15 protein-coding genes and 3 pseudogenes are annotated in these 20770 nt (G+C 63.7%); 12 read left to right on the top strand and 6 right to left on the bottom strand.

Annotation, left to right across the window (positions count from 1 at the left end; translation table 11 throughout):
• The first annotated feature begins 224 nt into the window (after positions 1-224).
• Complete coding sequence (locus tag ACQVLG_RS23170) at positions 225-1661, top strand: catalase (RefSeq protein ID WP_474291164.1); 1437 nt, start codon at positions 225-227, stop codon at positions 1659-1661.
• Positions 1662-2250: 589 nt separating this feature from the next.
• Here ACQVLG_RS23170 and ACQVLG_RS23165 read toward each other — a convergent pair.
• Positions 2251-3429: a chymotrypsin family serine protease gene (locus ACQVLG_RS23165; protein ID WP_474291163.1), complete on the bottom strand. Its 1179-nt coding sequence runs from the start codon at positions 3427-3429 to the stop codon at positions 2251-2253.
• Positions 3430-3532: 103 nt separating this feature from the next.
• Between ACQVLG_RS23165 and ACQVLG_RS23160 the strand changes: the two are divergent.
• The 4 genes and pseudogenes from ACQVLG_RS23160 to ACQVLG_RS23145 all read left to right on the top strand — a co-directional run.
• A pseudogene (locus ACQVLG_RS23160) lies at positions 3533-4717 on the top strand (hypothetical protein); the annotation flags it as partial.
• Positions 4718-4796: 79 nt separating this feature from the next.
• Positions 4797-5672 (top strand): hypothetical protein, encoded by an 876-nt coding sequence (locus tag ACQVLG_RS23155; protein WP_474291162.1) that lies wholly within the window; start codon positions 4797-4799, stop codon positions 5670-5672.
• Positions 5673-5742: 70 nt separating this feature from the next.
• Complete coding sequence (locus tag ACQVLG_RS23150; protein WP_474295771.1) at positions 5743-6921, top strand: DUF444 family protein; 1179 nt, start codon at positions 5743-5745, stop codon at positions 6919-6921.
• Positions 6918-8375, top strand: coding sequence for a SpoVR family protein (locus ACQVLG_RS23145; protein WP_474291161.1), 1458 nt, complete (start codon positions 6918-6920; stop codon positions 8373-8375). The genes ACQVLG_RS23150 and ACQVLG_RS23145 overlap by 4 nt, the downstream gene beginning before the upstream one ends.
• A gap of 33 nt (positions 8376-8408) precedes the next feature.
• Here the strand turns inward: ACQVLG_RS23145 and ACQVLG_RS23140 are convergent, their stop codons facing one another.
• Complete coding sequence (locus tag ACQVLG_RS23140) at positions 8409-8648, bottom strand: hypothetical protein (protein ID WP_474291160.1); 240 nt, start codon at positions 8646-8648, stop codon at positions 8409-8411.
• Positions 8649-9277: 629 nt separating this feature from the next.
• On the opposite strand from ACQVLG_RS23140, the gene ACQVLG_RS23135 reads away from it, so the two are divergent.
• Positions 9278-10192 carry an STAS-like domain-containing protein gene (locus ACQVLG_RS23135; RefSeq protein WP_474291159.1) on the top strand — a complete coding sequence of 305 codons (915 nt, stop codon included), beginning with the start codon at positions 9278-9280 and terminating at the stop codon, positions 10190-10192.
• Between the two features lie 144 nt (positions 10193-10336).
• Here the strand turns inward: ACQVLG_RS23135 and ACQVLG_RS23130 are convergent.
• A pseudogene (locus ACQVLG_RS23130) lies at positions 10337-11525 on the bottom strand (SDR family oxidoreductase).
• Entirely contained in the window at positions 11525-12829 is a 1305-nt protein-coding gene (locus ACQVLG_RS23125; RefSeq protein ID WP_474291158.1) for a nucleotide sugar dehydrogenase, read from the bottom strand. Before ACQVLG_RS23125 ends, ACQVLG_RS23130 begins: the two are co-directional and overlap by 1 nt.
• A gap of 219 nt (positions 12830-13048) precedes the next feature.
• Between ACQVLG_RS23125 and ACQVLG_RS23120 the strand changes: the two genes are divergently transcribed.
• The 6 genes and pseudogenes from ACQVLG_RS23120 to ACQVLG_RS23095 all read left to right on the top strand — a co-directional run bounded on the left by ACQVLG_RS23120 (position 13049) and on the right by ACQVLG_RS23095 (position 19117).
• Positions 13049-13363, top strand: coding sequence for a hypothetical protein (locus ACQVLG_RS23120; protein ID WP_474291157.1), 315 nt, complete (start codon positions 13049-13051; stop codon positions 13361-13363).
• A pseudogene (locus ACQVLG_RS23115) lies at positions 13363-13524 on the top strand (hypothetical protein); the annotation flags it as partial. The gene ACQVLG_RS23120 and the pseudogene ACQVLG_RS23115, both read left to right, overlap by 1 nt.
• A 137-nt stretch (positions 13525-13661) precedes the next feature.
• On the top strand, positions 13662-15833 hold the full coding sequence (gene prsT / locus ACQVLG_RS23110) for an XrtA/PEP-CTERM system TPR-repeat protein PrsT (protein ID WP_474291156.1): 2172 nt from the start codon (positions 13662-13664) through the stop codon (positions 15831-15833).
• A 4-nt stretch (positions 15834-15837) separates the two neighbouring features.
• Positions 15838-18333 carry a hypothetical protein gene (locus tag ACQVLG_RS23105; protein WP_474291155.1) on the top strand — a complete coding sequence of 832 codons (2496 nt, stop codon included), beginning with the start codon at positions 15838-15840 and terminating at the stop codon, positions 18331-18333.
• Positions 18330-18812 carry a S1 family peptidase gene (locus tag ACQVLG_RS23100; protein WP_474291154.1) on the top strand — a complete coding sequence of 161 codons (483 nt, stop codon included), beginning with the start codon at positions 18330-18332 and terminating at the stop codon, positions 18810-18812. Before ACQVLG_RS23105 ends, ACQVLG_RS23100 begins: the two co-directional genes overlap by 4 nt.
• Entirely contained in the window at positions 18791-19117 is a 327-nt protein-coding gene (locus ACQVLG_RS23095) for a trypsin-like peptidase domain-containing protein (RefSeq protein WP_474291153.1), read from the top strand. The genes ACQVLG_RS23100 and ACQVLG_RS23095 overlap by 22 nt, the downstream gene beginning before the upstream one ends.
• Before the next feature lies 1 nt (position 19118).
• On the opposite strand, the gene ACQVLG_RS23090 is transcribed toward ACQVLG_RS23095, so the two are convergent.
• Positions 19119-19871 (bottom strand): N-acyl amino acid synthase FeeM domain-containing protein, encoded by a 753-nt coding sequence (locus ACQVLG_RS23090; protein WP_474291152.1) that lies wholly within the window; start codon positions 19869-19871, stop codon positions 19119-19121.
• A gap of 199 nt (positions 19872-20070) precedes the next feature.
• Positions 20071-20694, bottom strand: coding sequence for an XrtA/PEP-CTERM system exopolysaccharide export protein (locus ACQVLG_RS23085; protein ID WP_230538044.1), 624 nt, complete (start codon positions 20692-20694; stop codon positions 20071-20073).
• Between the last annotated feature and the right edge of the window lie 76 nt (positions 20695-20770).

The raw sequence follows: 20770 nt of genomic DNA, 5'->3' as shown, positions 1-20770 counted from the left end.
CAATCGTGTTGGGCTAGACATTGCCGACGGGCTATGATGAACCAGCCGCCTCTCCGGAGACGGCGGGGCAGCAGCGCGCCCCGAAAATGCATTACACTGAATTTGCTTTTTAGAAATTTGTTACTCTGGACCAGCCTCGGTGAGCACGTTACATGCGCTCAGCCCAGCCAGTGTTTGGGTAGGCCCTGGCTCGTCCGTTGACCTCCCTATAAAGAAAGAGTCCAATGAAAAAGCTGACCACCGCCTTTGGCGCGCCTGTCGTCGACAACCAGAACATCCAGACGGCCGGCCCGCGCGGCCCTGCCCTGCTGCAAGATGTATGGTTCCTGGAAAAGCTGGCCCACTTCGACCGCGAAGTCATCCCCGAGCGCCGCATGCATGCCAAGGGATCGGGCGCGCACGGCACGTTTACCGTCACGCACGACATCACGCGCTACACGCGGGCGAAAATCTTTGGCGCAGTGGGCAAGCAAACGCCGATGTTCGCGCGCTTTTCCACGGTGGCCGGCGAACGGGGCGCGGCCGATGCGGAACGCGACATCCGCGGCTTTGCCCTGAAGTTTTATACGGAAGAAGGCAACTGGGACCTGGTCGGCAACAATACGCCCGTGTTTTTCATGCGCGACCCGCTGAAATTCCCCGATCTGAACCACGCCATCAAGCGCGACCCGCGCACGGGCTTGCGCAGCGCCAACAGCAACTGGGACTTCTGGACCTCGCTGCCGGAAGCGCTGCACCAGGTAACGGTGGTGATGAGCGACCGTGGCTTGCCGCGCAGCTTCCGCCACATGCATGGCTTCGGCAGCCATACCTTCAGCTTCCTGAATGCGCAAAACGAGCGTTTCTGGGTCAAGTTCACCTTCAAAACCCAGCAAGGGATACAAAACCTGACGGATGCCGAGGCCGAGGAACTGGTGGGCAAGGACCGCGAAAGTTCGCACCGCGACCTGTATGACAGCATCGAAAACAAGGATTTCCCCCGCTGGACCCTGTACGTGCAGATCATGCCGGAAAAAGAGGCGGGAACCTACCACATCAATCCCTTCGACCTGTCGAAAGTGTGGCCGCACGGCGACTACCCGCTGATCGAAGTGGGCGTGCTGGAACTGAACCGCAATGCCGACAACCATTTCGCGGAAGTGGAACAATCGGCCTTCAATCCGGCCAACGTCGTGCCCGGCATCAGCTTTTCGCCGGACAAGATGCTGCAGGGCCGCTTGTTCTCGTATGGCGACGCGCAGCGCTACCGCCTTGGCGTCAACCACAGCCACATTCCCGTCAACGCGCCGAAATGCCCGTTCCACAGCTACCACCGCGACGGCCAGATGCGCGTCGACGGCAACCAGGGGGGAACCCTGGGCTATGAACCGAACAGCGCGCAGGAATGGGCCGAGCAGCCCGATTTCCGCGAGCCGCCGCTGAGTATCGAGGGCGCGGCCGACCACTGGAACCACAGGGTCGACGAGGATTACTATTCGCAGCCGCGCGCCCTGTTCCGCCTGATGACGCCGGCACAGCAGCAAGCCTTGTTCGATAACACGGCGCGCGCCATCTCGGGCGCCTCGGAGCAGGTCAAGCAACGCCACATCGGCAACTGCACCCTGTGCGACCCCGCGTATGGCGCGGGCGTGGCCGAAGCGATAGGCCGCCTGAGCAAATAAGGCAGGCTGATCGAAGGCAGGCTGCAAGACGGCATGGAAGGCCTGGCAACAGGCTTTCCACCGCAGTACCTGGCGGCAGGCAGGCCAGCCGCCCGGCCCGCCTGCCTATACCAGCGCTGGATATCGATCTGGCCCGTGATGCTCGTTTCCACGGGATAACCGTCGACCTGCAACGGCACGCGCCGCTTGACGGACGAGTCGCGCAGATACACGACGAGGGCTTCCCCGCCCACGGCCGTCTGCCCCAGGCTGACGCCTTCCACGCCGTCGATGGCCATCAGCGCCCGCTCGTTGCGCCGCCTTGCCGCTTCCAGGCGGCCAGGCGGCGGGGCATGGGCAAGAGCCTCATCCGGCAAATACGGCATGGCGGCGTCCTCGAAGACGGCATATGGCGATTGTGCGAATTTACTGTTTGACATGACACACCCTCCTGATCCACTCCATGATACACCCGGCCACCCGGTGCTGCGGCGCCCTTCGCCGGACGCAATCATGCGCGACTCCTGCCCCCTGACAAGATCATCATCGTACAAAAAGCCGCCTTGGGCAAGGCGCCGCGGCGGGGCCGCACCGCTGCCTGTTGGCGTACTCAAGTGTATAAATTGATGTCGAGCGCCACCACCACGCGCCGCATCTGGTTGGCAAACGTGATGTTGTTGCCGCCAGCAAACAGCAGGCCGACGGGATTGCGCTGTTGGTTCCAGGTCCAGATGGAGGAGCCGGAATCGCCGCCCGCGCTGAAGGCCCCGCTCAGGCCCGTGATGGCGATCTGGTCCTGGAACAGCGCGATCCTGCCGCTGCCGTAATTGACGTTGATGGTGGCGCCCAGGCCCGTGATGCGGCCCTGCGTCAATTGCGTCGTGCGGCCGGACTTGCCGACCAGCATGCCCAGCGCGGGCGCCACCAGCGCATTGCTGATGCGGAAGTACGCGGGCACGCCGCCGCTCAGGTAGACCAGTTCGGGCCGCACGCGGTCTGGCCAGGCCCAGCCGGTGGCGCAATCGACATAATTGACGCCGCCGCTGAAATTGATGGGCACGAAGCGTTCGAGCACGGCCACCTGGTCTTGCGGGCAACGGCCGCCGTCGATGGGACCGGGCTGCACGATGCAATCGTTGAACACGCCGCCGTTGGAATTGGCCAGCACGTGATTATTGCTCAGTATCATCAGGCGCCCGTCGCGCGGCGCGCTGCGCCCCACGGCCAGGCAGCCGATGGTGCCGGCCGTGATGCGGAAATGCCCGACCGACACGCCGCCCGGTGCCGGGCGCAGGCGGAAACGGTGCGGCTGCGCATCGATCACGCCCGTGACGACGATGTTGACGGGCACCTTGTCGCTGGCCACGGCGCGCACGCCCATGGCGCCCACGATGGCCGCCTTGGCGCGGTCGACGGAGGTGGGTTCGGCCACGTACAGGGTCAAGGCAGGCAAGCCCGGCTCGCCGGACGAGCTGTCGCTGGCGCCCTCGCCCAGGCCGATGGACACGCCCTGGATATTGCCGCCGTCGCTGAAGGCATCGGCCGCGCGCACGCCGCCCGCCTGTGAAATACCCTGGCGCATGCCGTCCTCGATGCTGCGCTTGATTTCCAGCAATTCCATGCTGACGCCGCTCAGGGCGTCGGGCACCTCCGCGACGGAGGCGCTCTCGATCATATTGTCGTCTTCGCCGGGGACGGCAAACTGGCCGACGGCCTCTTCATCGTCCGCGCTTTGGCCCCTGCCGCTGCTGCCCGGCGGGGCGCTGAAACCGTTCTCAATGCCTGTCATCGTATTCTCCTCGTGGGTCGCCGCAAGCCACCAGTGTGGACGGGCCGCGCCAGCCGGTATTGATCTGGATTGAACTGCACTGGCGCATGGCTGCCCTTTCTTAATGGGGGCAGCGAGGAAAAAAATAGTTCCCTCGTCAAGGTTGAGCCAGATCAGGCGTGTGGACAGTGGCCGCGCCGTATACTTGGCTGGCAGGCTGGAACTGGGCCTGCGTCACGGCAGCAACGGTATGGATGGGGAAACAATGACGAGTCCAGGGATGACAAGCCACGACGACGCGCCTGCGGGCGACGGCGCCGAACAGGCCGCTGGCGCTGGCCAGCATGCGGGTTTCATGCACGGCATGGCGGCCTGGGCAGAAAAACACCGCATCAGCCCCTGGCGCGGCAGTTTTGCCGACTTCATCGAGCAAATCCTGCCCGGCCGCGCGGCCCTGCTGACGCGCAGCGCGCACCAGTACCTGTGGGACATGATGCGCTGGAATGGCCAGACCGATGACAGCGGGCGCTTCCGCTGCCGCCTGTTCGACGACGAACTGTTCGGCATCGACGAAGCCATCGACCGCGTGGCCGCCTATTTCAAGGCGGCCGCCGCCGGCTCGGAAGTGGGCCGGCGCATGCTGCTGTTGCTGGGTCCCCCGTCGGGCGGCAAGTCGACCATGGTGATCCTGCTCAAACGGGGGCTGGAAGAATACAGCCACAGCAGCGAAGGCGCGCTGTACGGCATCGCCGGCTGTCCCGTGCACGAATCGCCGCTGCACCTGGTGCCGCATAGCATGCGCGCCGACTTTCGCGCCAGCTATGATGCCGAGCTGCATGGCGAATTGTGCCCCCACTGCCGCGCCCGCCTGGAAGAGCAGTACGGGGGCGACTTCCTGCGCATGCCCGTCGAGCGCATCCACCTGTCCGAGGCGGGCCGCTGCGGCATCGGCACGTATGCGCCGCATGATCCCACGACGGCCGACCTGGCCGACCTCGTCGGTTCCGTCGACCTGTCGAAAGTGGCGCAGTACGGCGACGAAGGCGATCCGCGCGCCTGGTCGTGGTCGGGCGCCGTGTATGCGGCCAGCCGCGGCATGCTGGAAATGATCGAAATCCTCAAGGTCAAGCGGGAATTCCTCTACCTGCTGCTGACCTTGACGCAGGAAAAGAATGTCAAGGTGTCGCGCTTTCCCCTGATTTACCTCGACGAAACCATCCTCGCGCACACGAACCTGGCCGAATTTCGCAAATTCCTGCAAGAAAGCGAAAACGAGGCGCTGCTCGACCGCATGGTCATCGTGCAAGTGCCGTACACGCTCAATTACCGCGAAGAAGCCCGCATCTACCGCAAACTGATCCTGGCGGCCGCGCCCGCCTTTCGCGCGCGTGCACCTCGATCCGCACGTTCTGCATGCGGCGGCCGTGTTTGCCATCCTCAGCCGCCTGCCCGAAGGCGACGACAAGGAAGCCGAACTGGTCAAGAAACTGCGCATCTACGCCAACGAAGACGTGGACGACTTGCAGCCTGCCGACATCCGCCGCATGCGCGAGCGCGACAAGGCGCCCGACGAGGGCCTGTCGGGCGTGTCGCCCCGTTTCGTCATCAACGCCCTGTCGCACGCCATCATTTCCGCCCAGCGCAACAGCCTGTCCACCATGGACGTGCTGCTGGCCCTGAAGGACGGCATCGAAAACGATGCGCGCATCGAGCCGCGGCGCAAGCGCAAGTGGGTCGATTACCTGGTGCTCACGCGCAAGGATTTCTATAACCGCTGGGTCAAGGCCGATGTGCACAAGGCCTTGTTTGTGTCATTCGAGCAGGAAGCGCAAGACTTGCTGAACAAATATCTCGATGAAGTCGAAGCCATGCTCGACAACCGCCAGATCCGCGACCCCATCACCAGCGAAGAGCGCCGTCCCGACGAGCGCTTCCTGCGCGCCGTGGAAGAAAAAATCCACATCAGCGACTCGGGCAAGCAATCGTTCCGCCAAGAAGTGGTGCGCAAGGCCATGAGCGCCTTCAAGCGGGGCGAAGCGTTTGGCCTGGGCAGCCATGCGCAATTGCACGATGCCATCCAGCAATATCTGTTCGAGCAGCGGCGCGACGTGCTGCGCCTGGTCGGCTCGGCCAAGCGCCCCGATGACGACGTGCGGGCCAGGATTTCCGCCGTCGAGCAGCGCCTGGTCGACGAATACGGCTATGACGCCCACAGCGCGCGCGAAGCGCTCAACTACGTGACCACCTTGCTGGCACAGGAATAGCCATGTCCGCCACGACCACGCCAGGCAGCGGCAACCGGGATGGCGCTCCGGCACGCCCCGCCGGCGCGCCATCGCAGGCGGAGGCCGCGCCTGCCCTGGCCCCCGGCCCTGGTACGCGCTGTTCTCGCGCGGCGCGCGCGACTGGCTGCGCCACAACCAGAAAGTGCGCGAAGCCGTGCAGGCGCACTTGCCCGAATTGATCGCCACGCCCGACCTGATCGGCGGGCCGCAGCAGCGCACGGTGCAAGTGCCCATGCGCCTGCTCGAACACGCGCGTTTCCGCCTGGCGCCCGCGCGCAACAGCGTGGGCGCTGGCCAGGGCGACGGCCAGCCCGGCGACATCCTGCGCCCGGCGCATCCCGCCGCCACGGACGGCAGCGGAACGCAAGGCGAAGGCGGCGATGGCGAGGGCGCCGTGCGCCTGCTGCTGGAATTCCCCATCGACGACATCCTCGACTGGCTGTGGGACACCTTCGAACTGCCGCACCTCAAGCCGCGCCACCTGGGCGCCATCGACGAAGTGCGGCTGGTGCGCAGCGGCCTGGACCGGCACGGTGCCCGTTCGCGCCTGGACCGGCGGCGCACCGTCAAGGAAGCCATCAAGCGGCGCGCCCTGCAAGCGCAGCCCGTGCCCTTCACCAATGAGGACTTGCGCTACCGCCAAGTGCTGCAGCAGCCCCGGCCCAGCGCGAATGCCGTCGTGTTTTTCGTGCTCGACGTATCGGCCAGCATGGCGCAGGCCGAGCGCAAGCTGGCAAAATCGTTCTTTTTCTTTGCCCTGCAAGGCTTGCGCCGCAGGTATGCACGCGTGGAAACGCGCTTTATCGCCCATACGACACGGGCCTGGGAGTTTTCCGAAGCCGAGTTCTTCCGGGTCAATGGCATGGGCGGCACCATGGCGTCCACGGCGTTTCTTCTGAGCCGCGACTTGCTGAAAGAGCACTATGCGCCGGGCCGCTACAACGCCTACCTGTTCTATGCTTCCGATGGCGAAAATTTCAGCGAAGACCGGGCGGCGGCCAGCCTGGCCTTGGGCGAACTGGCCGCCATGCTCAACTATATGGGCTATGTGGAAACCGTGCCCGGCGTGCCGCGCAGCCTGGAAACGGAAATGCACGGCTTGTGCGCCGAGCAGGAACGCCGGGGCTTGCCCTTGCACAGCAGCATCCTCAGCAAAGCCGACGATGTGTGGGTAGCCATCCGCACCTTTTTCCTGCACGAGGCGGCCAACACGGAGGACGCGGCATGACGCGGCATGACGTTCACCGCCATGGCGACGCGGCAGACACGGCCGGGCTGGCCGGCTACGCGGCGCGCATCGAAACGCTGGCGCGCGAGCTGGGCCTGGGATTTGCCCCCGTCGAGTTCGAGCTGGTGCCAGATAATTTCATGAACGAGATCGCCATCTATGGCTTGCCCGTGCGCATGCGCCACTGGTCGTTCGGCGTGCGCTACATCCACCAGCTCGTCCATCAAAAGATGGGCAACTCGCATATGTTTGAAGTCATGTTCCCCGGCGACCCTTGCCATGCCTACATGGCCGAACACAATTCCCTGGCCGAAAACACCCTCGTCACGGCGCACGTGCTCGGCCACGCCGACTTTGCCAGCCGGAACAGCCTGTTCCTGCGCTTCGGCGCCATGGCGGGCCAGCGCATCCTGGAACAAAGCGCGGCGCGGGCGCGGCGTCTGGAAATGGCGCTGCAACGCCACGGCCAAGAGCAGGTGGAAGCCGTGCTCGACGCGGCACTGGCGCTGGAGCAGCATGTGGACATCCACGCCGAGCTGCACCGCCCGCCATACGCCGTACCATCCGCGCTTTCCGCGCCAGCCGGCGTGGCGGACAAGCAGGACGGCATCGGCGCGGACGGTCCCTTTGCCCGACGCTACCGGCGCCTGCCGGGCGAAGCGGCCGCGCTGGCGGCGCACGAGGCGGCACGCGCGCGCGTGACACAGCGCCCCCTCGTGCCGCCGCAAGCCGAGTACGACTTGCTGTGGTTCATCGCACAACACGGGCCGGAACTGGCCGACTGGGAGCGCGACATTTTCCTGGCCGTGCGCGAAGAGTCGTTCTATTTTTATCCCGTGTACGCCTGCCAGATCATGAACGAAGGCTGGGCCTCATACTGGCATGCGCGGCTGCTGCGCGAAGCCGACTTCCTGCCGCCGGCGCTGTACCTGTCCGCCCTCAAGTCGCATTCCGACGTAGTGCGCCCTTACGCGGGCGAGCATCAGCAGGCGCTGGCCGTCAATCCCTATCATCTGGGCTTTTGCATGTGGGAACACATCATCGAGCGCGAAGGATTGGCGCGGGCGCGCCAGATTTGCCGCGACGACGACGACTTCAGTTTCATACGCAATTATCTGGACGGGGAACTGGCCGACCGCCTGGGCCTGTTCGTGCATGAGAGCCGCCGCGATGGCGAAACCCGGCTGGCCAGCCGCGACTTGCGGGCCATCCGCGAAGCCATCCTGGCGCCCAAATACAACTATGGCGCGCCATGCATCGCCGTCACCCTGCTCAACGACGACGGCAGCCTGGTGCTGCGCCACGATCACCAGCGCGATGGGCGCGGCCTCGACCTGGAGCGGGCCGAACAGGTGCTGGCGTACATCGCCCGCATCTGGCGCCGTCCCGTCACCCTGCATACGGCCGATTTCAGGGGCACGCCCCGGGTTTTGCACAGCAAGACCGACGGCTGATCGGAACCGCCTGCTGCTTTTGCACCCGCTGCCTCAGCCGCACCACCCTCCCATATAGAACCCGGCAGCATGTAAAAGCCGTGCGCTTGATACATGCCCGACCTCCAAAACCTTAGCTACATTGCCTTTATGGGCAATGGCCGATGATACGGCAAATGGTTGTAGGTACTGTGGAGCGCCGCCATTGAATGCCAGTTGCAATAATGCAAAGAAAATAGCAAAGTTTAAGGCGTTAAAAATATAAAGATTCTCAGCAGGGAACTCAACAGACATGCAGACTTCTGCTCCATGAAAATAACATTGCAGCAATCGTGCAGCTTACGCTCTATGTCGGGAGCTTGGAATTTATGTAGCTCCAACAACCAATCGACACCCACACCTATATCACGTAGGATTTTCTTGGCAATAGACGTGAGAATGTGTGACTATTCAAAGATTTTACACCTGTAAAATCCTTAATACTTTCATGACATTGGAATAATTTTCAGAAATTATTTAACCTATCTTTAATTTGATGCACCAATTAACACTTAACATAGAATTCAATAATGGCGCTTACACTAACAATTGGACGAGAACGAGACAGAATAACCTTTGATGGAGCCATATCACTCCAAGATCTTCGAAGGGTATATGCCGTACTCCACGAAACAGTTAATATTCGTGGTTACACAGAGATTTCACTTGATTTTACAAGGTGTTCGAATGCTCAAACTAGTGCAATGGTGCCTTTATGCGCCCACATTCTATCTTTAAGACACAATAGAATTGATTTTTCAGTGATACTTCCTAGCGATGATAGAGTTAGACGTGTATTCATAAACGCAGGATGGGCAAACTTTATGTGCCCACGTCAATTTGATGCGCCTCGTAGAAATACACTTAATAGACAATATCCTGCCGTGCAATACAAAACGCATGAAGAGCAAGAAGAACTTCTTAATGATATATTGGAAAAAATACTAGAGGTAGTCCCAAATTTAAATCGATCAACCTTCGCCGCAGTAGAATGGGCATTAAATGAAATTTCAGATAATGTAATAAACCATAGCCAATCATGTATTGGTGGAATTCTTCAAATAAATGTTTTTGATAGGACGGCAAATAAAGTCGAGTTTACAATTGCCGACGCTGGAATTGGGGTGCCCGCGACGCTTCGGCAAGCCAAGCCAGAAATACAGTCTGACGCTGATGCATTAATGCAAGCAGTGAAATCTGGCGTCACTAGAAATGCAAGTGATTTTCAAGGCAATGGCCTTTACGGCACATTAGAAATTTGCAGAGTGAGCAATGGGCGTTTTTCGTTAAATGCAGGAAATGGTTTTTTATTAAGATCAGTTGATGGTGTAGTTACAGCAAGAAATGAATCTGTTCCTTTTAATGGCACTAGTGTAGATGCAATCATTGATTTTTCCGAGCCTGCACTTTTGGAGCGTGCACTTGCAATAGAAGGAAGAATACACAATCCTGTTGACTACATCGAACTAAAGTATGAAAAAGAGGATCTAACCTCGATTCCATTCAACTTAAATGAGCAGTCGATATCATACAGATCTAGGCCGGCTGGGCGCCCAGTATTTACAAAACTGGAAAACATTATAAATGCATGCCCTGGTCAAACCATTGTCGTTGACTTTAATGGAATCGCTGTAGTTTCAAGCAGCTTTGCCGATGAGGTTTTTGGGAAGTTATTTGTTAGCTTAGGCCCAATGAAGTTTATGCAGGCTATTCGAATGATAAATATTAACTCAACAGTCCAGGCTTTAGTTGATCGAGCGATCACTCAGCGGATGCAAAATCCACATCAAAGTAGATAGGGGAACCGAATACGCTCCCTTCCCTCCAATGTCCACGCAACGATCATGACTTAATAGATATAGACGAAAGGCCCACCAATAACCTTCGTTCAGCCCATTGCCATCGCATACACACTTTGCCTAGCTATGTCACATCGGGGCGACCTATGTTCGGGCGTTTGCCACATACCAGGCAATGGTCTGCCGCAAGCCTTGCGCCAGGTCGTGCGTGGGCACATAGCCCAGCAAGCGGGACGCCTTGGCGATGTCCGCCTGCGAATGGCGCACGTCGCCGGCGCGAAACTCGCCATACAGGGGTGCCTGCGGCACGTGCTGCGGTCGGGCGGCCAGCAGCATCTGCTGCATCGTGGCGTGCAATTGGGTCAGGCTGGTGCGGGCGTTGACGGCCACGTTGTAGACTTGGTTGACGGCTGCCGGGTCGGCGCGCGTGGCGGCGAGGATATTCGCTTGCACGGCGTTGTGCACGAAGCAGAAGTCGCGGCTGGTGGCGCCGTCGCCATGGATGTGCACGGCCTGGCCGTCCAGCATGGCGGCGATCCAGCGGGGAATGACGGCCGCGTAGGCGCCCAGCGGGTCCTGGCGGACCGAAGACATTGAAATAGCGCAAGCCCACCGTCTGCGTGGCGTAGCAGCGCGCGTACACCTGCGCATACAGTTCGTTGACATATTTGCTCAAGGCATATGGCGACAGGGGCGCGCCGATGTGCTGTTCCACTTTCGGCAAGGCCGGATGGTCGCCATACGTGGCGCTTGACGCGGCATACACGAAGCGCCGCACGCCCGCGTCGCGCGAGGCGGCCAGCATGTTCAGGAAGCCGCTGACATTGACGGCGTGGCACAGCAGCGGATCTTCCAGCGAGCGCGAGACGGAACCGAGCGCCGCCTGATGCAGCACATAATCGATGGCGCCGGGCCCGCCCGGAGCGGCAGCCGCGCCCGCGCCGAGGCTGCCGCTGCCGGCGGCAGCGCCATCGGCACTGGTATAGGCAACATTGGCAACATCGGCAACATTGACAACGCCAGCCGCAGTCCCGCCGCAGGCGCGCGCGCAGGCCTGCGGGTCGCGGATGTCGCCTTCGATGAAGGTGAAGCGCCGCCACGCCGATTCCCCCACGCTGGCGCGCACCTGCTCCAGGTTGTGGCGGTGGCCCGTCATGAAATTATCGAGGCCGCGCACTTCCTGGCCCAGGTTCAGCAAGGTTTCCAGCAGGTGCGAGCCGATGAAGCCGGCCACGCCCGTCACCAGCCAGCGGCGCGGCGTTTGCGCCAGCTGCGCGCAGGCCTGGGCGCAGGCGCTGGCGCCGGCAGCCGGATGCGAGGTATCGGCCGCCATCACAGCCGCCACACGTGCAAGCCGCCATCCTCGAGCGGACGGGGGTCGAAATGCGACTTGATGTCGATGAAACAGCCGTTTTCCAGCACCTTGGCCTGGAAGTCGGCCAGCGGGCGGGCCAGCAAGGCCTGGTGCGAGACGGCGCTGATGATGGCCTCGGCCTGCGGCAGCTGTTCCCAGCTTTCCAAGGTTAAACCGTACTCTTCCAGCGCTTCGCGGCCATCGGCGACGGGGTCGTGCACGTGCACCTGCACGCCGTACGATTGCAGTTCGTGGATCATGTCGACCACTTTCGAGTTGCGCAAGTCCGGGCAGTTTTCCTTGAAGGTCAGGCCCAGCACGTTGACGTGCGCCCCCTTCAGCTTGAAGCCGGCGCGCACCATTTCCTTGATGGTCTTTTCCGCCACGAACTTGGCCATGCCGTCATTGATGCGGCGCCCGGCCAGGATCACGTGCGGGTGGTAGCCCAGCATTTCCGCCTTGTGCGTCAAATAATACGGGTCGACGCCGATGCAGTGGCCGCCCACGAGGCCGGGGCGGAACGGCAAAAAATTCCATTTCGTGCCCGCCGCCTGCAGCACTTCCAGGGTGTCGATGCCGATGCGGTCGAAGATGATGGCCAGCTCGTTCATCAGCGCGATGTTCAGGTCGCGCTGCGTGTTTTCGATGACCTTGGCCGCCTCCGCCACCTTGATGCTCGACGCCCGGTGCACGCCGGCCTCGACCACGCCTTCGTACAGGGCCGCCACCTTTTCCAGGGTGGCCGCGTCGTCGCCCGAGACCACCTTGCGGATGCTGTGCAGGGTGTGGTCCCTGTCGCCTGGGTTGATGCGCTCGGGCGAAAAGCCCACGTGAAAATCCTCCTTCCAGCGCAGGCCCGAATGCTGTTCCAGGATGGGGATGCAGATTTCTTCGGTGGCGCCCGGATACACGGTCGACTCGTAGATGACGATGGCGCCGCGCCGCATGTGGCGGCCGACGGCCGCGCTGGCGCCGGCCAGGGCGGAGAAATCGGGATTGTGCGCGCTGTCGACGGGCGTGGGCACGGCCACGACGATGAAATCGGCCAGTTGCAGTTCGGCCGGATCGCAGCCGACGCTCAGCCATTGCGCCGCGCGCAGCTGTTCCGTGCTTACCTCGCCCGTGGGATCGACATGGCGCCGGTAACTTTCCACCTTGCGTGCCGACAAGTCAAAGCCTATCGTGCGCTGGCGCATGCCGAACGCCACGGCCAGCTGCAAGCCCACATAGCCGAGTCCCACCACCGCCACCACATCCGCCTTGCCATCCACCTTGCTGTCCATATGCCTGTGCTCCCAATGGTTGCGGCCTGAGCAACGCCGTCCAGGAAATTCTACGGTTGCCGGACCGGCCATTCTTGAGCAGGAACAAGGAACGCAGGGCTACGGCGGCCGGGCGCGGGGCGAATCGGCGGCTTGTTGAGCGCAATCAAGGAGAGCGGCAGCCATCTTTTTAAGCTAGGCCATGCCCATCCCTCATGCACGCCGCTACCGGAGACTTCCATGGCCCGTTCCCTGTCCCGCCCTTTTCCTGGCTTGCCTGCCGCCGCGCTGTGCTGCACCCTGCTGCTGCCCTTGCTGACGGCTTGCAACGGCACGCAAAGCAGCGCCTCCCTGCTGGCCGACGCGCAGCAGTACCGCCAGAAGGGCGAGGCGCGGGCCGCCATCATCCAGTTGAAGAACCTGCTGCAAAAGGAACCGGACAATGCGGCGGCGCGCTTGTGCTGGGCAGCATCTATATCGACACGGGCGAATCGCTGTCGGCCGAAAAAGAATTGCGCAGGGCAAAGTCGCTGGGCCTGTCGGCGCAGCAAGTGATGCCGCTGCTGGCCAAGGCCTGGCTGATGCTGGGCCAGTTCGACAAGGTACTGGCCGAGATCCCCGACGATGCGGCCCAGCCCGCAAACGTGCTGGGCCTGCGCGGCGACGCCTTGCTGGCCCTGGGGCGCCAGGACGAGGCGCGCGCCCTGTTTACGCGCCTGCTGGAAGCCCATCCGGGCCAGGTCGAGGCCCTGCTGGGCCTGGCCCGCCTGGCGGCGCTGGAGCAGCAGGTGGCGGCGACCGAGCTGCTGCTGGCGCAAGCCCTGAAAAGCGCGCCCGCCAGCCTCGACGCGCCTTGCGCCTGCAGGGCGACCTGCTGCGCCTGCAAGGCAAGAGTGCCGGGGCGCGGCTCGCCTACATGCAGATCCTCAAGATCAAGCCGGACAATACCCAGGCGCATATCGACCTGGCCAACCTCGATATCGCGGAAAACCGCTACGCGGAAGCGGCGGCCCAACTGGCCTCGGCCCGCAAGACGGCGCCCAACAGCCTGGGCCTGTTGCAAGCCCAGGCGCTGCTCGATTTTCGCCAGGGCAAGAACAAGGCGGCCTTGCAAGCCTTGCAACTGGTGCTCAAGGTGGCGCCCGACCACATGCCGACCATCCTGCTGGCCGGCGCCGTGCAGCTGGCGCTCGGCTCGCCGCAACTGGCGGAAAGCTATCTGCAGCGCTTCCTGGCCGTGTATCCCAGGCATTTGTATGCGATCAAGATGATGGCCTCGATCGAATTGATGCGCAACAAGAGCGATGCGGCCCTGGCCTTGCTGCTGCCCATGCTGGCCGCCTACCCCGAAGACGTGGAATTGCTGTCGATGGCCGGCGAAGCCCACTTGCGCGCGCGCGAATACGACAAGGCGACGGCGTATTTCGAAAAGGCCAGCACCCTGGCGCCGGACACGGCCAAGCTGCATACGGCGCTGGGCATCAGCCGCCTGGGCCAGGGCGAGAACAGCCGCGCCATCAATGAACTGGAACGCGCCAGCATGCTCGACAAGAGCACGCCGCAGGCGGGCACCATGCTGGTGATGACCTTGCTGCGCAACAAGCAGAACGACAAGGCCCTGGCCAGCGTCCAGATGATGGAGCAACAGCAGAAAGGCACGAATCCCCTGCTGTTGAACCTGAAAGGCGGCGTCTACCTGGCCTTGCGCGACGTGCGGGCCGCGCGCGCCAGCTTCGAGCAGGCGCTGACGATGAACCCCGTGTACGTTCCCGCCCTGGAGAATCTGGCGCAGATCGACCTGGCCGAGAAAAAACCGGAGCAGGCGCGCCAGCGTTTCGAGCGGGCACTGGCAAAGGCGCCGAAAAATGCGGACCTGTGCGCCGCCCTGGCCAAGCTGGCCGCCTCGCAGGGCCAGACGGACGAGGCGCGGCGCTGGCTCGAACGGGCCCAGCGCGACAATCCCGACGCCGTCGCGCCAGCCCTGCTATTAAGTAACTTCTACCTGAAAACGGGCGCGCCCGACAAGGCGCTGCAACTGGCGCGCACCCTGCAGACGGGCCATCCGGGCGACGCCGATGCCCTGGCCCTGCGCGCCCAGGTGGAATACGGCGCCGGCCAGGCGCAGGCGGCGCTCGACAGCTACAACAAACTGGCCAGCATCCAGAGCGGCTCGGCGCCCTTGCAGATGCGCATCGCCAGCCTGCACATGACGCTGGGCGACCATCATCAGGCGTTGCTGGCCGTCAAGCGGGCGCAGGCACTAGACCCGAACCTGCTGGAAGCGCGCGTGATCGAAGTGGTCATGCTGCTGAGCCTGAATCGCCAGCGCGAGGCCCTGGCCGTGGCGCGCCAGGTGCAGGAACAGCACCCGAAGCTGGCGGCCGGCTACAAGCTCGAGGGCGACGTGCTGATGGAACAGAAACTGCCGCAGCAAGCCGTCAAGCTGTACGAGCGTGCTTTCGAGATCAGCAAGATCGGTCCCATGCAGCTGCAGCTGTACCGCGCCCTGCTGGCGTCGGGACAGGCGCGCGAAGCCGAGGCGCGCATGGCGGCATGGCTGAAGGAACACCCGGAAGACCTGGGCACGCGCACCTACCTGGCCGGCGCGATGCTGGCCGCCAGACAATACCGCGGCGCCATCGATCACCTGCAGTACATCGCGGGCAAGGACGGCAACAATGTGATGGCACTGAACGACCTGGCCTGGGCCTATCAGCAGGAAAAAGATCCGCGCGCGCAAGCGACGGCCGAGCAGGCGTTCAAGCTGGCGCCCGATAATCCCGCCGTGCTCGACACCCTGGGCTGGATCGTCCTGCAGCAAGGCGACGTCAAGCGTGCCACGGCGCTGCTGCGCAAGGCGGCGGGGCTGGCGCCGAAATCGCCCGAAGTGCAGTACCACCTGGGCGCGGCCCTGGCGCAAGCGGGCGACAAGGGCGGCGCGCGCAAGCAACTGGAACAACTGCTGGCCGCCAACAAGGACTTTCCGCAGCGGGCCGCGGCGCAGGCCTTGCTGACCCGGCTCTAAGGCCATGCAAGCTGCCCTGCCCGGCCTGGCAGCGCGGCCGCTGGCCCTGCTGGCGGGCGCGGCCTGCGCGCTGGCCCTGCGCCATTACCCGCTGGGCCACGGCTGGCCCGGCCTGCTGTTTGCCGTCCTGCTGCCCGCCTATTTCCTGCTGCTGTGCTGGCGTCCCGCCAGCTGGCTGTTCTGCGTGCCCGCGCTGCTGCCGGTGCTGGACCTGGCGCCGTGGACGGGCTGGTTCTTCCTCGAAGAAATCGACGTGCTGCTGTTGCTGACGGTGGCGTGCGGCTACTGGCGCCTGGGCGGACCGCCCCAGAGCGCGGCGGCGCGGCTCTCGCCGGGCGCCCGCATATGTTTGCTGCTGTGCAGCCTGGCCTGGCTGGCGGCGCTGCTGCGGGGCGTCCTGCCGCTGGCCCCCCTCGACGCGAATGCCTGGGACAATTATCTGAGTCCCTACAACAGTTTGCGGCTCGGCAAGGCCTGGGCCTGGAGCATGCTGCTGCTGCCGCTGCTGCTGCGCGACGGCGATGCGTCCACCCTGCGCCGCTATGCGCTGCCGGGCATGCTGGCCGGGCTGGCCATGGTCTCGCTGTTCGCGCTGTGGGAACGGGCCGTGTTTCCCGGCCTGCTGAACCTGTCCAGCGACTACCGCATCACGGCGCCGTTTTCCGCCATGCACACGGGCGGCGCCGCACTCGACGGCTACCTGGCCCTGAGCCTGCCGTTTGCCGCGCTGTGGCTGGCCTGCGCCCGCAGCCGCTGGCAGGCGGCGCTGGCCATGCTGCTGCTGGCCCTGGCCCTGCATGCGGCGTTCACCACTTTTTCGCGCGGCCTGTACGCGGCCCTGGCGGCAGCCATGCTGCTGGCCTTGTCGCAAACCCTGCGGACGGCGCCCGGCGCGCCGCGTCCGCCCGACCGGCGGCGCGGGCGCAGCCTGTTGCTGAAACTGCTGCTGGCCGCCCTGGGCACCGTCCTGCTCGTGTACATGTTCGGCGTGGCCGGCTACCGGGGCTTGCTCGCCGCCGTCGTCCTGCTCGCGGCCAGCTTCGTGCTGGCGGCGCGGCCCCTGCCGTGGCGCCTGGCGCCGGCCAGCCTGCTGTGCGCGCTGTGCCTGCAGGGCGTGCTGGCCGCCTGGTGGCCGGAACCGTCCGGCCACCAGGCGGCCGGCTGGCTGAAAGGCCCGTATTTTTTGTTCCTGCTGGCCGCCATGCTGCTGGCGGCCGTGCTGCTGCCCGGCCCCCTGCGGCCGGCCGGTCACGCCGGCAAAGGCGCGGCCAGGCTGGGTCTGGCGATGATGGCGTGGACCATGCTGGCCTGCAATCTGGCCTGGATAGGCTGGCACTGGGCGGGTGCTGCCGCCCTGACGCCGGCCGGCCTGGTGGTGCTGCTGGCCATGCTGATGCTGTACAACGGCCGCTTGCGCACGCCGCTGTGGCGGCTGGACCGGGCCAGCCTCAGCATCGCGGGCGCGGCCGGCATCCTGTTGCTGCTGGCCATCCCCGTCTCGGCCAGCTATTACGCCACCGAACGTTTCGCCACCACGGCCTTCGACATGCAGGGCCGCTTACGCCATTGGCGGCAAGTGCTGGCCATGCAGCCGCCCGACTGGGGCGACCGCCTGTTCGGCATGGGCATGGGCAGCTTTCCCGCCACCTATTACTGGCACAATCCGGGGCGCGAAGTGCCGGCCAGCATCGCGTATGCGCAAGAAGACGGCCAGCCTGGCAATTCCCCCAACACCTATGTGCGCCTGGCCAGTCCCGGCTACAGCGCCGGCTATGGCGAACTGCTGCGCCTGCTGCAACGGCTGCCCGTGCAGCCGGCCACGCGCTATACCCTGGCGCTCGATGCGCGCCGCGCCGGCCCCATGCCCGTGCTGCTGGTGCGCCTGTGCCAGCGACAATTGCTATATGCACAAGCTTGCGTGAACATCCCTCTGCGCCTGCACGCGCCGCCGCCTGGCACGCCGGCCGGCGCCTGGCAGCACCATGAAGTGCCGTTCGACAGCGCCTGGCTGGGCGCCGGCGCCTGGCTGCTGCGTCCGCCCGTGCAGCTGGAACTGGCGGCCAGCGGCACGGCTGACTCGTCCGTGCTCGAGGTCGACAATCTGAGCTTGCGCGCGCCGGGCGGCGAGGAATTGATCGCCAACGGACGCTTCAGGCAGGCCAATAATTACTGGTTTTTCAGCAGCGACCACCATCACTTGCCGTGGCATATCAAGAGCATGGCGCTGCACCTGCTGGTGGAAACGGGCTGGTGCGGCGCATTGTCCCTGCTGGCCCTGCTTTCCGTGGCCGGCCTGCGCCTGCTGCGCCAGGCGGCGCGGGGCGACCCGGGCGCGCTGGCCTGCGCCGCCGCCCTGCTGGGTTTTCTCGTCGTCGGCCTGTTCGACAGCCTGCTCGACGTGCCGCGCATCGCCCTGTTGTGCTATCTGATGCTGCTGTGCGCGCTGCTCGGCCCGGCCCCCTCCCCGCCACCTCCGCCCCTTGAAAGCACGCCGCCATGAAAGCCCTGCCGTCGACATTTTTCCGCGCCCAGCTGTTCTGCCTTGCACTGCTGCTGGCCGGCACGCCGTGCCGCGCGGAAGCGCCGCTGGCGCAAACCATCGCGCGCCTCAAGCCGTCCATCGTCGGCGTGGGCAGCCTGCAGACGACGCGCACGCCGCCGGTGAATTTTCTCGGCACGGGCTTCGTGGCGGGCGACGGCTTGAGCGTGCTGACCTGCGCCCATGTGGTGCAGAAACTGCTCGACGCCAATCCGGACGAATCGCTCGGCATACTCACGGGCCAGGGCGAGCGGGCGCAATTTCGCCCCGCCAGAATCGAGGCGGTGGACACGGAGCACGACCTGGCCTTGCTGCGCCTGGCCGGCGCACCGCTGCCGGCCCTGGCGCTGGGCGACGCGGCCACGGTGCGCGAAGGCCAGGCCATGGCGTGGCGTTTACGGGGTTTCCACTGGGCAGCTTGCTGGGTTTGCACCACGTGACGCACCGCGCCACCGTGTCATCGCTGACGCCGGTAGTCAGGCCCAGCGCCAACGCGCAGCGCCTGGACACCCGGCGCCTGGCGCAACTGCAGAAAGCACCGTACACGGTGTTCCAGCTGGACGCGACGGCATACCCGGGCAGCAGCGGCAGCCCCCTGTTCGATCCCGAGACCGGTCTCGTCTACGGCATCGTCAACATGGTGTATGTGAAGGGCCTGAAAGAGGCGGCCATCACCGCGCCCAGCGGCATCACGTACGCGATTCCGGGCAGCCACATGCAGGCGATCCTGCTGAAAAGCAAATAAATCAGTTGCGCCCCTGCCTGAGCCGGTCGGTAATGCCAGGCTCATCCCATGTCGGAAAAAAAAAGGGGTAAAACGACCGTTCACCCCCATGCTGTTCCATCATGCCGCCGTACTTGCGTATCTGGGCCCCCATGTAGTCGAGGTCCAGGCGCAGCAGCACGGCCGGCGCCCCCACGCGCGTGCACTCTCGTTCGCCGCCGAAGTCCTTGAAACCGAGCATGCGCTTGTAAAACACCACATGGCGCGGATTGACTTCGATCACGTAATCCGTAAAGCCGTGAATATTGTGGGCATAGATATAAGAAATATGGATCAGCGCCGCAAACACGCGCTTGCTGACGCCCTTGTCGATGGCCAGGCGCGACGGTTCGCACAGGCGGCGGCCCTCCTCGCGCAGCACGTCGAGCTTGTCGCGGAAGTTTTCGTCGGCGGGCAAGCCCGTCTCGTCATTGTCCAGGCACAGGGTCATGGTGCCGACGGTGGAGCCGGCCGTTTCCGCGAACAGGGTAATTTTGTTGAGCGCATGCGCGATCCCGGGATCGGGATCGACGGCATAGCCGCGCCAGCCGTACATCTTGCGGATCAGCAAACTGGCCGCTTCGCGCCGGCCACGCGAATTGGCCATGCGGATATGAAAGCGCTGCAGGTCGAGCTCGTGCTCCATGGCCGGATCGATCTGCCCCTCGCCCACCACCAGGTCGCTGAAAGTACCTGGCGTGTCGAAGGAAATAATGGGTTCGTCGTCAAAGCTCATCTTGTCCTCACGTTCATCGGCAGCCGTCGAAACGGACTGAAGCCAATGCCTTGTGACAAGACAAAAACTGGAGAAGTTCCCAGCAAATACAAAAAAACAGAAGAAATTTACATTTGAATGGCAAAATTACACGATAAAATTTGCCAAACAGTGCAAAATTGCAAATATAAATGCTGTTTTGACACCATTGAAGGCGCGCCTAAAAGAAACTCTCCGGTATCAGCAAGACGTCGCCCGGCCGCATCATGACGTTGGCGGAAATATCGCCATTCTTCAGCAAGTCGTCCAGGCGCACGCCCAGCTGCTGCTGGTTGCCTTCGCGCATGCGGATGATGCTGGCTTTGTTGCCGGCGGCAAAGTCGGTGATGCCGCCCACGGCGATCAGCACGTCCATCAGCGACATGCCCAGCCGGTACGGCAGCGCCTGCGGCTTGGCCGCCTCGCCGATGACCCGGATCTGCTCGCTGTACGGCCCCGAGAAATTGGTGACGATGACGGTCACCACCGGTTGCTGGATGAACTTGCCCAGGGCTTGCTCGATGTCGCGCGCCAGCTGGGTCGACGTCTTGCCGCTGGCCGCCAGGTCTTCCACCAGCGGCGTGGTGATCTTGCCGTCCGGCCGCACGGCCACCGTCAGCGACACTTCCGGATTGCGCCAGACGATGATGTTGACGGAGTCGCCCGGCCCGATCAGGTAATCGTGCATGGGCGCGCTGTCATCGGTGGGCGCTGGCGGATGGGGCGTGCGGCAGGCGCCCAGCAGGCTGGCGCTGCCCGCCAGGACCAGCGCGTTGATGACAAATGCACGGCGAAACAGATTCATGCGGAGCCTCTTCGAGTCGATGGCGCGTCCATGGGCGGCCCCGCAGAACCAGCCTGGGCCGCGAACTTCCTATGAT

Source organism: Janthinobacterium sp. TPC_1 (assembly GCF_056037845.1).
Note: the sequence above shows the minus strand (reverse complement) of the source record. Positions and strands in the feature narration are given on the sequence as shown.